At 52.8% G+C, this 11,758-nt stretch carries 8 protein-coding genes; 6 read left to right on the plus strand and 2 right to left on the minus strand.

The features are described from left to right. The first annotated feature begins 78 nt into the window (after positions 1-78). The 5 genes from AC3Y2E_RS23980 to AC3Y2E_RS24000 all read left to right on the plus strand — a co-directional run bounded on the left by AC3Y2E_RS23980 (position 79) and on the right by AC3Y2E_RS24000 (position 7,552). Positions 79-537 (plus strand): YciI family protein, encoded by a 459-nt coding sequence (locus AC3Y2E_RS23980; RefSeq protein WP_190927400.1) that lies wholly within the window; start codon positions 79-81, stop codon positions 535-537. 29 nt (positions 538-566) lie between these two features. Beyond that, positions 567-908, plus strand: coding sequence for a DUF1801 domain-containing protein (locus tag AC3Y2E_RS23985; protein ID WP_379214894.1), 342 nt, complete (start codon positions 567-569; stop codon positions 906-908). A 160-nt stretch (positions 909-1,068) separates the two neighbouring features. Next, complete coding sequence (locus tag AC3Y2E_RS23990) at positions 1,069-2,076, plus strand: DUF1186 domain-containing protein (protein WP_379214896.1); 1,008 nt, start codon at positions 1,069-1,071, stop codon at positions 2,074-2,076. 412 nt (positions 2,077-2,488) lie between these two features. Then, positions 2,489-4,417 carry a ligand-binding sensor domain-containing protein gene (locus AC3Y2E_RS23995; RefSeq protein ID WP_379214898.1) on the plus strand — a complete coding sequence of 643 codons (1,929 nt, stop codon included), beginning with the start codon at positions 2,489-2,491 and terminating at the stop codon, positions 4,415-4,417. Between the two features lie 96 nt (positions 4,418-4,513). Beyond that, complete coding sequence (locus AC3Y2E_RS24000) at positions 4,514-7,552, plus strand: FIMAH domain-containing protein (RefSeq protein WP_379214900.1); 3,039 nt, start codon at positions 4,514-4,516, stop codon at positions 7,550-7,552. A gap of 584 nt (positions 7,553-8,136) precedes the next feature. Here the strand turns inward: AC3Y2E_RS24000 and AC3Y2E_RS24005 are convergent. Next, positions 8,137-9,558 carry an extracellular solute-binding protein gene (locus AC3Y2E_RS24005; protein WP_379214902.1) on the minus strand — a complete coding sequence of 474 codons (1,422 nt, stop codon included), beginning with the start codon at positions 9,556-9,558 and terminating at the stop codon, positions 8,137-8,139. Between the two features lie 644 nt (positions 9,559-10,202). On the opposite strand from AC3Y2E_RS24005, the gene AC3Y2E_RS24010 reads away from it, so the two are divergent. After that, positions 10,203-10,943 (plus strand): Fic family protein, encoded by a 741-nt coding sequence (locus AC3Y2E_RS24010; RefSeq protein WP_379214904.1) that lies wholly within the window; start codon positions 10,203-10,205, stop codon positions 10,941-10,943. 99 nt (positions 10,944-11,042) lie between these two features. On the opposite strand, the gene AC3Y2E_RS24015 is transcribed toward AC3Y2E_RS24010, so the two are convergent. Beyond that, the gene (locus AC3Y2E_RS24015; RefSeq protein ID WP_379214906.1) at positions 11,043-11,582 is read right to left on the minus strand and encodes a hypothetical protein; all 540 of its coding nucleotides are present in this window, start codon (positions 11,580-11,582) and stop codon (positions 11,043-11,045) included. Positions 11,583-11,758 lie beyond the last annotated feature (176 nt).

Below are 11,758 nucleotides of genomic sequence, written 5' to 3' on the forward strand. Positions count from 1 at the left end.
TCGTAGTAGCAAAGGGAAGAGAGTCGGAGTCGGCGGCCACTACCGCCTGAAGCCTTTTCCCGGAAGGAGGGGACCAAAATGCGATTTATGTTGATGATCAAGGCGACGGGGTACTCGGAGGCGGGGGTAGAGCCCAGCCGGGAGTATGCCGAGGCCAGGCAGACGTGCCGGCAGTCGATGGCGCAAGCCGGTGTGCTGCTTGCTGCGGAAGAGCTGCGGCCCAGCACAAGCGGAGTGAGGATCACCTATTCCGCGCTTGGAGGAGAGCCGAGCCTGCAGACCGGCCCTTTTCCAACCGATACTGCGCTTATGGCGGAATATGCCCTGATCGAGGTGCAGTCGGAGGACGAGGCGCTGAACTGGGCGCTCCGGATGCCGGTTCCGGCGGGCCCCGGCGAGTACGAGATCGAGCTGCGGAGACTCGAAGAGCCTGCGGATGCGTGGCGGGAGCCAAGAATCCGGGCGATGGAAGCCGATTTGCAGGACCAGCTCGATATGCTCCAGAAGATGGTTCAGCCGCTGCCAGAACGTCTTTAATCCCATGAAATAAAGGAGAGTTGTGCAGGATGAATCCAGAAGTAACCGATTTTATTGAGGCTTTAAAAGAACCGTGGCACCGCGAACTGTCCGTTTCTCTACGCGAGGTTGTCCACCAGGCGATCCCCGATGCGCTTGAACGTATTCAGTATAAGAAACCCCATTTCCTGAAAAACGGGAAATATGCCGCTGTCATTTCGACATCGAAAGACGCCGTCAGCTTCACGATTTTTAATGCCGCCGCGTTGGAGCTTCCGGAAGGCATGTTCGAAGGCCCTGCGGAACGAAAAACGTTGAAGCTGCGCAAAGGGGACACGGTCCCTTCCGAACAGCTGGCCGCATGGGTCGGTCAGGCTGCTGGCACGCTATAGGCGCGGATGGTTTTGAGTTCAACTCTAGTATTGCGAGGCTGGGAAAGTAAGGAGATGTCGGATCAGGCAGTCTGGGAGCGTAGAGCTTCGGGGCTGCCTTTTCATTATTTCTACATATGAAGGAATTGCCCCCAATTCGCAATCCATTCGTTGGTCGATTATGCCGGAATATACAGGATATGCGCCGTTTGTGTCGAATCAATCAGGAAACCTAGGAGATTGTCTGTTATCGGAAATCGTGCGCAGCCCTTCAATTTGGAATAGGAGAGTAACAGCTATGGAACAGATCATGCAAACCATTCGGTATAACGAGGGTACATTTCCTCGCCAGGAACTGCAGCAAATCATCGAACGGAAAGAGGAGGCTATTCCTCACCTGCTTCAAATCATGAACGATCTGAACGAAGATTATGAGAAGGTGATCGAACGTCCGGAACGGATCGATTTCATTTACGCTTTTTATTTGTTGGCACAATTTCGGGAACAAGCCTTATTTCCGATCCTGATCGAGATTTTGTCTAAGCCCGGCGGGATTTGTGAAGAGATTTTTGACGATTCCATTACGGAAGGTGTAGGCCGGGCACTCGCCTCCACTTACAACGGGGAAATCGATTTGCTGCAGCAATTGGTCGAAAACACCGAAGCGTATGAGTATGCGCGAGGGCAAGCGTTAGTCGCTTTAGTCATTTTGGTTTTTGACGGTCAGCTCTCCAGAGAGTTCGTCATGGACTATTTCAAGCAGTTGTTGAACGACAAGCGTTCGGAGGACAGCTATTATCTGAACGCAGAGATCGTATGCTGTTGTGTTGACCTTTATCCGGAAGAGGTTGCTGAGGATATTCAGCGGTTGTATGAAGATCGGATTGTAGAAACGATGATGATCGGTATGGACGATGTCCGTAGGACCCTAAAGAGAACGAAAGAAGCCGTCTTGCGGGAGAGCGGGCAAGATTACAAATATCAGCTTATTACAGACGTCATCGAGGAATTGCAAGGATGGGCTTGTTTTCAACCCAATGTCAAGGCAGACTTTTACTCCGGGATAGAACGCAGTGCGCTTTACGAGAAACCGAAGACGAATCCGGCAGTCATAATTGAAAAGATCGGCCGGAACGATCCCTGTACGTGCGGGAGCGGTAAGAAGTACAAGAAATGTTGTGGATCGTGATTCAACGCAACTAACCACTGACCTTTGGTTCAGTGGTTTTTTAGTGAAAGGAGCCGGGGGAAACGTACGGTTGGAGGGAGGTATGCGAATGAAAGGTTCATTTCCTCGTTCGAGCCTACGAATACTTGGCTAATTTTTTAGTATCCTTAGGTTTATTAAATAGTGCAGGCGTAACCACTAATTACGGACTTATTTAAGTAATTGACAACGAAAATGAGCGGACCTATACTTTTTGTATACCAAAGGAAACCAATATTTAATATTTGGTTTACCAGCGCGGTTAGAAAGGGGGGGCTGCCATCATGATGTTCTTCAAGCTCGGTAGAATCAAATAACGTTGTTGAAGCAAACAAGCCGACACAACATCTGAAAACAGAGCAGACTCTTATTTTCACATCGGAGGATTCAGACTATGGGAACTATGACTAACCTGGGAACGCCTTTGCATCTAATCATCAACAACGGTTGTGCGGTGGGGCGCGATGAGCGCGGAAGGGTCGTCATTTATACGGTTATCAAAGGAGCGAACGACAGCACCGTATTCGCTAGCGTAGATGCGTTGACAGCGGAAGTAGGTACCTCTATTCGCATGCCTGGAGTGAGCGGGGCCTGGGGACTGCTGCAGGCGAACGACGGGTCGGTGTACATAGGGACTTATGGCAATGGCCGGCTCTATCGGTATATACTGGGCAGCGGGGAGCTGACGGATCTCGGACAGCTTGGCGATGAAACGGTTGTGTACTATTTGACGGAAAGCCGCGACGGTAAAATCTATACGGGAACGTACCCGAGCGCCACTTTGTTCTGCTACGATCCTCACTCCAATCAAGTGTCCAGTCTGGGACGGCTGCACGAAGAGGAGAAATATCTCGACTCGCTTGTGTACGATCCGGTCCACCATGCGCTTTATGCCGGCTTGGGCAGACAAACGGCCCGATTGGTCCGCATCGACCTCGCTACCGGGCAGCGGGAGGAATTGCTCGCTAAACTTCTTCCGCACGATTATTCCCGCTACCACTCGGTGTTTTGCATGGGCTATGGGCTTGGCAAGCTGTTTATCCGTCTCAGCAAACCCGACCATTTGCTGATTCTCGATACGGCGACGAATACGGTTGAATTTTATGACCCGGAGAGCGGCATAGGACTCGGCTGCAAAACGGTGGCGGTAAAGCCAGGCGACGAGGAGCATGTGTATATGGGCGGCCAAGTGTTACGCTCGTACAACACCAGGACCCGAACGTTTGGCGATAAGTTTCCGGACGAGACGGTGAAAGCGCTTCACCATTACGATGCCAAATTTATGGAGCTGGAGCATCCGGAATGGCCGGGTTTTACAATGGTATCGTCCACGGAGGGCGGGCGCATTCTCCTATACAACAAGTCTACCGGACGAACGGCCGAGTCCAGATTCCGCTATGAGGGGACGCCGGTGCAAATTCGCAGCATGTACGGAGGAGAGGACGGACAGGTTTATGTCGGCGGTTATATGCTGGGCTTCGCTACGTACGACAGCAGGTCGGGGACGTTCTCCGAAACGCGGGAATTCGGCCAAGCCGAGTCGATTTCCAGTTTCCGTGGAAACGTGTATATCGGGATCTACGGCAGTGCCGGATTATGCGAATATGACCCCGGCCAAGCTTGGAGCGCCCAAAACCCGCGCAAGCTGTGGAATTTAATGAAGGACGGGCAAGACCGGCCGTTTGCGATCCTTGGGGTAGAGCCGCTGGGCATGCTGTTCATCGGCACCGTACCCGATACGCATTCGCTTCAAGGGGCGTTAGCGGTATACGATGTCGCGACAAAAGCTCTGCAAGTGTATTCAAACCTCGTGCACAATCAAGGCGTCGTGTCGCTTCTTCATCGGGGCGGACTCGTCTATGGCGGCACTACGATATACGGCGGGCTGGGTACCAGCGGTCCGACGGAAAACGGAGGAAAGCTGTTCGCCATCGATCCGGCAACCGGCGAGAAAGCGCTCGAGATCGTCCCGGTACCCGGCCGTGGTACGGTCAGCGGTCTGCTTAACGGTCCGGACGGTTACATCTGGGGCGTCGCAGATGACCATTTATTCAAATTCGATCCGGAAACCGGAGCGATTTGTTACCTGGAAGAGAAGCTGAAGCGGAACGCTGCGAAAGAGACGGTATGGGCCGACGCCGACCTGACGATCGGGAGCGATGGCAACGTGTATGGGACGAACGCGAAGAGGCAGTTTTTTCGAATTCAGCCTACTACGATGGAATGGACGTTCCTCGCCAGCGGTTACCGGTATTTGACGAAGGGGGCGGACGGTCATTTGTACTTGTGTGACGATTCGGCGCTCTGGAGATACGAGCTTTAGTCAGGCTAGATGATCGCGGCAAGCAGAGAAAGGCATCCAGACGGAAGCGTGTTAAAAGGCGTAGCCTATTCGAATTCGGGAAAGGTTGTGTTTGGAATGAGGAAAACGGCACACACCCTGTTCGGCAGATTAGCTCTATGCATCCTTCTGATCGTTTCAGTAAGTTCCGTCTTCACCGTATCGGGACCTGTGCCTGCTTACGCCAGCGGAGATTTGTTGCACAACGGAGGTTTCGAGCAAAACCCGGGAAGCACCGCGATTCCCGGCTGGACGCCTTATGTCGGGACGGAAGCTTCGTTAGACAGCCAACTGCGGGTGGAGGGGACCTATTCGCTTCGTATCCAAGACGTATGGACCGATAAAAGCGGCGGCGTATACAGCGCATCTGTTCCGGCTCTGCCCGGAGAAATATTCAGGGCGACCTCCAAGGTGAATGTCGTCAGCGGCGGCGGGCAGATGCATCTGGAATATTTGAACGCTTCCGGCCAAAGAATTAGCCGGGACGGGATGTATATCGGACCGACGAACGGAGCATGGTTCGATCTGCAAACCGACGGTACGCTACCAGCCGGAACCGCCTACATTCGGGTGCTGCTATACTGCGGAGCGGCCGAGCTGTGCGACGTGTACTTCGATAAGGTAAAGCTGGAGCGCAGAGATTCGAATTTCCGCGGCAAATTTGACGACCCTGTCCTCATTCCGGATGCGGTACCGCTTCAACTGGGGCAGGCTGCCGCCGTTGGGGAGACGGCGGACGGCCAGATGGAGACGTATTTCTTCTCCAATGGCGCACCCGGTACGTTTTATGCGCTTGATGCTTGGACCGGTGAGCGGAAATTCGCCCAGCAAGTCCCGGGGACGAATATCGTATGGGCGATGACGATCGGGGCGGACCGCAACGTCTATTTCGCCAGCTCTAACAACGGCCGCTTCTACAAGTACGACCCGGTCTCGCAAACGCTCACCGATCTCGGCGTCAATCCTTCCGGCCGATTCGTCTGGTCGCTGCAGCCTTCTCCGGACGGCAACTATTTGTACGGGGCCACTTATCCGGGGGGCCATGTGTTCGAATATGCGGTCGGGACCGGCGTGATCCGCGATCTTGGAAATATGAAGCAAGGAAAAGACTACGCACAGGGTGTCGGGGTGACCGACCAGTACCTATACGTCGGAGTCGGCCCTTACAACGGCACCGAAACCCGAATGCTTGTCCGGTATGACCGCGAAACAGGAGCTAAGCTCGAAATTCCAACAACGAGTAAAGGCACCTTTATCCAGGACTCGCGAATTTACGGCGGCAAGCTTTTTGTAGAAAGCAGCCGATTCGCTTTCGTGATCGACGAAACGACGCATCAAACGATCGGCGGCTTTCCGTACAGCGGAGATATTTCCTCCCCCTATCCTCTCGATGGGCGTTACTTCTACTACAAGTATCTCGATAAGCTGTTCCGTTACGATTTGAATACGAATGCCCGTACGGAGATGGCGTCTTTGCCGGATTATATGAAGGACTCGGATATCAAGGCACTTGCTTGGGGAGTTCCGGCCTCAGGTTCCATGGCGGGACATACGGTTCTGCTCGGCGTTACGCTGGACGGCGAATCGTTCATCTACGATCCGCAAAGCGGCGTAGTCGAAATACCTAAGCTGGATATGGATGCCCAAGGAGTGTCTATCCAGACGATGAGCTACGGTCCCGACCGCAATCTGTATATCGGGGGGTATCATAAAGGGGTGTCGGTGTACAATACGGTTTACGAGCGGTTCGACGTGAAGGGGGAGGGGCTGCATCAGATCGAAGGTGTCGGCTACTTGAACGGCAAAGCGTACTTCGGCGTATATGCCGGGGCGCGCCTCTATGAATATGACCCGGCGGAGCCGTGGAATTTCGTAGGCAAGCCGACCGATAACCCGCATCTGGAGCATGTCGTCTCCGGGCAAGACCGGCCGTTCATTTTTGAAACGGCTGGCAGCAAGCTGTTCACCGGGACAATTCCCGCGTACGGCAAGCTTGGCGGCTCGCTGACCGTGTACGACAGCACGTACGGAACGTGGAAGGAATACGACCATAGCCGCGTCGTGCCGAACCAGAGCGTAATCGGCTTGGCGCATAAGGACGGCAAGCTGTACGGGAGCACGTCCATATTCGGCGGTCTGGGCATAAATCCTACGGAAACGGAAGCGAAACTGTTCGTGTGGGATATAGCGGGCGAACAGAAATTGCTCGAGCGGACCCTTGAGGTACCGGGACTGGAGGGCCCTCTGGTCATCGGCGATCTGGAATTCGGGCCAGACGGACTGCTCTGGGGGGCGAGCCTCGGCACGATATTCGCTCTTGATCCGGATACGCTGGAAGTGGTCAAAAGCAGAGTTATATACAATATCGCTCCCGACAAAAGCCAGTGGAGGCCGATCTACTTGATCTTCGGCGCAGACGGACTGCTCTATACGAACGTTGGCTTGTCGGTGACCGTCATTGATCCGCAGACGCTGGACTACGAACAATTCGCCAAATCGACCACGGTACTGTCCATGGACCATAACGGCAGCCTGTATTATGCCTCGAACTCCAAAGATATCGCCTATATGCCGATCCGGTTAGGCACGGTCGCCGCCGATGCGGGCGATGGCATGGTAGAATGGGGAGCGAGCAAGCCGATCGCCCTATCGGCCTCTTGGATGAACGGTCGCCCCGTCGATCTGAGCACGGCCGAGGCCAGCCGCTGGATCGTCAGCGATCCGAACGTCACGAGAGTTGTATACGGACAGCTGGAAGGGCTGTCTCCCGGCAAGGTGACGGTGGTTCCCGAAGTAACCGTGCGGGGGCGGACGGTGCAGGGCGATCCGCTTGAAATCGTCGTTCGCGCTTCGACCAGTAAGCTGGGGGCTGAGGTGGAGAGGCTGCGGGATCAAGGAATTTTGAGCCAGTCGCTGTACGCACAACTTAGCAATAATTTGCGTCAGGCCGAGCATTTTATAGGTAAGGGCAATAAGGAGAAGGCTAGCGAGTTTATGAATCATTTTGTAGAGCTGGCGACGGACGCCGATCTCGACGGAACGGCCGGGGCGGATGCAAAACGGCTCTTGCTGGCCGCCTCGCGCGATTTGATTGCTCAGTGGGGCGCGTATGAATGAATGAGTGAATGAATCAGTGAATGAGTAAAGGAATGAGAAGCGCGAAAGGCTTACATGCATGCGGCGATCGGGTCGCGGGCTGTAAGCCTTTTGCTGTACGGACAACGGTTGGGCTCGCTGCTGGCCCCCTTCGGTATTGCCATGGGATGTTGGACAGCCGACGTGTCACCAGGCACCGCGCGCGGTGTGGATGATGGGGATGGGAGTTGGATCAGGCGTGTGTTCGAGTACCAATGTTAATTCTCATGGGGGTGGGGGAGGTTCAAGCAAGGGGGCTGGAGGGAATTACGAGCGATTTGTATCCCTTATTTTGTCCAAGACCGGGTTTGATGTGAAAATAAGAGCGGTTTGCGGCTTCTATTTACCCTAATCTGGTCCTGCTTGCGGTAGTTTGGGTAAATTATGAGGCACAAACCGCTCTTATTTGTAAGAAACAAGACGGAGGCCGTCCCATAAGAGTTGCAAACCGCTCTTATCCTGAAGCAGCGGGATGTGGAATGGTCCATGCTAGCGGGAGCGCGCGGCTCCCGGCGCGTATGATCCGCTGCAGGACGGAGGCGATCGATCATGCATGCTGAGGTATTTTATCCGCCGCCCGCCGATGCTGCAAACTTATCTTCCAATTGATTCAGAATCGTATCGAGCTCTTCCAACTGCGACCAATACAGCTTTAGCTCCTGACCCATTTGCAGCAGGCAATCGATTGGTAGCTGAAGGGTCGAGGCAAAGCGGAAGGTCGGGATAATGTCGCGGTACATGTGAAACCGGTAAGGGCGGTTCGTTACGTTGTCCGTCCCGCCTTCTCCGACCCATTCGGCCGTCCGTTTCAAGCCGGGGATGCTCAGCGTGTTCAAGCGGATGTACATCTGGTTTTGGTGCGACAACATAAAGTCGAGGAACAGCTTCGCCGCGGGCTTTTTGTCCGAGCGGGCATGGATTGCGAGCGCGATCGCGCCGAGCAGCGTCTTCGGTTCCCGAAAGTAAGGGACCGGCGCAATGTCGTAGACGAACGGAGCGCTCTCGAAATCGTTCAAGCTGTCGTACGTACACAAGATCATCGACACTTTCCGGTTCATAAATAGGGCGTGCGCATCGTTGTCGTTCTCCGACAAAAAGACCGGAAACAGCTTAGGGTCCCGTATCAGGTCGCGGCATGCGCTCAACGCTTCTTTTACTTTAGAGTCGTTCAGAATGTAGCGGCCTTGCTCGTCCGTTTGAAAGACGACGTTGTGCTGCAGCAGGAAGAGCGGCCAGCGATTCCCGGAAGGCAGGTGAAAATAAAACCCGAACCGGTCGACGCCGTTGGATAAGGTGCGGCCTGCCTGCTGCAGATCGTCCCATGTCCAGCTACTGTCCGGCTCAGGCAGCTCGTTCTCTAAAAAGTGCTCCTTGTTGTAGCAAAGGATAACCGGAGTAAAAACGAAGGGGAGCGCATACAGCTTTCCCTCACAATGGAAGGGCTGCTCGAGGAACGGGTACACACCGTCGGCCGGGGTCAGCGGCTCGAGCGGGCACGTGTCTGCGTCTTCGTCTTTGTCCGGACCGGCAAAGTACTCGATATCATGAGCGTTTATCGTAAGGACGTCCAGACTGTCGTCTTGGAGACGTTGGATATTACGGGTTTTATCGTAATGATGAGAGATCGGAATCGCTTGAACGCGGATATGGCTGTGCAGCTCATGAAAAGCGTCGATCATCTGCTGCAGCTTAATTTCACGTACGAGCTTCGGGTAATAGCCGAATTTGATAACGACGGCTTGCGGATGGGCCGCTGCGGTAACCCGTGCGCCGATTCGCGGGACTTTCTCCAGCAAGCCCTCGCCTACGAGTACGTCCAGTCCTTTCCGGACCGTCTTTTTGCTCAACTGAAACTGCTCGCACAGCGACAGCTCGGGAGGGATGTAATCGCCGGCGCTTCTTATGCCCGTGACGATTTCATCCCGTAACGTTTGTATCATATGCTCCAGTCTGGTTCTGGAACCGGATCGTTTTGAGGTCGCACTCAACTGGATCACTCCGTTTATTTGCCGTTCACTTGATTTACTGGGCTAATTATACCCGATACACAATCGAATGTCATTGCTTATGACCGGCGCTGCTTCGATTGTGGCTGCCGGGCTGCTGGATCGCATCGGGTCTCATGGAGCAATAGTTAGGAGAACATATATTAGCAGTACCAATCCGACAACGACAGGCGTGGTGAGCCAGCCGGCAGCATAGCTGACGATCCATAGACGATTGGCTTTCTGTTTCCAGCCGATAACGACACCGATCGGAATGCTGATGATCATGACTGCGATTGCGATTATTCTTAATCCGAACTGGACCGTTCCATCCGAAAAACGATTGGAAGTGAGCCGACGAGCGGGATCGGTGTAAGTATAGGGGAGTATGATGTACAGCAGGATTATACTTAAAACGGAGACGAGGCTCCTCTTAAGAGCATGATAGTTTCCTCCTCTTGTATTACGGGATGGAAGTGATTAAGCATTGTGCCTCTATTAATAGGTAAACGTGAGAACTGCTAATAAAGTTGTACTACCGTCTTTAGTATAGTCCCGATTACAAAGCAATCTCACGCAGTTCTTTCTCGTCTAACTAATTAATTGCTGTGATATACTAATAGTAAACGCAGGAGGGGAGGGGGATTATGCATGTAGACCTTATTAATGAGCTAAAGGAAGAGCTGGATCGGTATAGACCTTTGCCGTCTGCGGCGGTTAGGAACCTGGATGAAGTTTACAGGGTAGAGTGGACCTATAACTCAAACGCAATCGAAGGTAACACATTAAGCCTGCTCGAGACCAAACTTGTATTAGAACAAGGGCTCACGATCGGCGGTAAAAAACTAAGGGAGCATTTCGAGGTTATCAATCACTCGGAAGCGATCAGTTACGTTCAAGATATCGTTCACCGAAATATAGAACTAACGGAGTACGTTATAAAATCGGTTCACCAGTTCGTACTTAAAAATATAGACGATGCAAATGCCGGCTGCTATCGGATGATGAATGTGTTCATATCCGGCTCTCCGCACACCCCTCCGCACTTTACACTGGTCCCGGAACAAATGGCACAATTGGCTCAGTGGTATGAGGCGTATAAAGACATCTTGCACCCGATGGTGCTTGCCGCTGAGTTTCATTTCAAATTTGTTTACATCCATCCATTTTCGGACGGTAACGGGAGAACGGCAAGGTTGTTAATGAATTTAATCTTAATGAAGCACGGCTATCCGCCTGCTATTGTAAAAGCGGCCAGCGAGGCGCGCCTGAATTATTACGAAAGCTTGGAAGAGGCCAGCATGAACGGCAACTTGGATCCCTTTCTTCATCTGATAGCTGGATGCGTGCAGGACAGCTTACAAAGATATATTGCGGTCGTTAAGTAAAGTTGCAAAGTGTAAGTCCCCCATGAAATCTACCGGGTCTCAAAAAGCGGCTGCTCTTTAATGAGCAGCCTCTCTGCCTTCAAAGACTGCTTCTCCTCATCAAAGTCTACAAACCGGATCGAGCTGCAATGGAGGGCAAAGCCGGAAGAAGTATACGTTACTTCCAAATCTCCAATAAAAACGGCAGGAGATGCTTGGGCCGATATGAGCGCCATCTTCAACGAGGATCTCGTTAAGCATCGCGTCCAGCACATGAATGTCTTCCTCGAGCACACCGGTCCCGGTTCCTTTCGTTAGGATGACAATGATTTCATCGTTTGCATCGGTATTCAGATTGGCGGCGTACAATCGGGGAGAGTAGGTGGGGTTAGCAACCGTGGCCCAGTCGAATTGTCTGCTCCGATCTCCGCTGGTAACGGTTATTCCCTCCAATAAATCGCCCTTAGGCATGCTTTCAGCCGTCAGGTAAATGTCCCGGAGAGCAGCTAACTGTACCGTTTCGGCTGCTTGTTCTGTTCCTATAGCGCCGTGAGCTTCTTTGTGCGTTATAGTGGGCGTGTAATTCCGTTCATCTGAGCTGTGTCCCAATAGGAGTACCAGCAGCCAAGCGATGTAACAAATCCGGCTTACGTTTAACATGCACCTCTCTTATGCCACGTTACGTCGGACGGACGTTTTCCTTATACAACTCCCCAAACATGGAAAAAGTTCGTTATAAGTTAAATTTATCCTTCGGGTTCCCCGGAAAAATCAATTTCATAGAAATGGTATCTTTATGCAGCTAACGATATCACCGACAATGTTTCATGAGGGAA

The sequence above is a fragment of the Paenibacillus sp. MAH-35 genome, assembly GCF_058135425.1.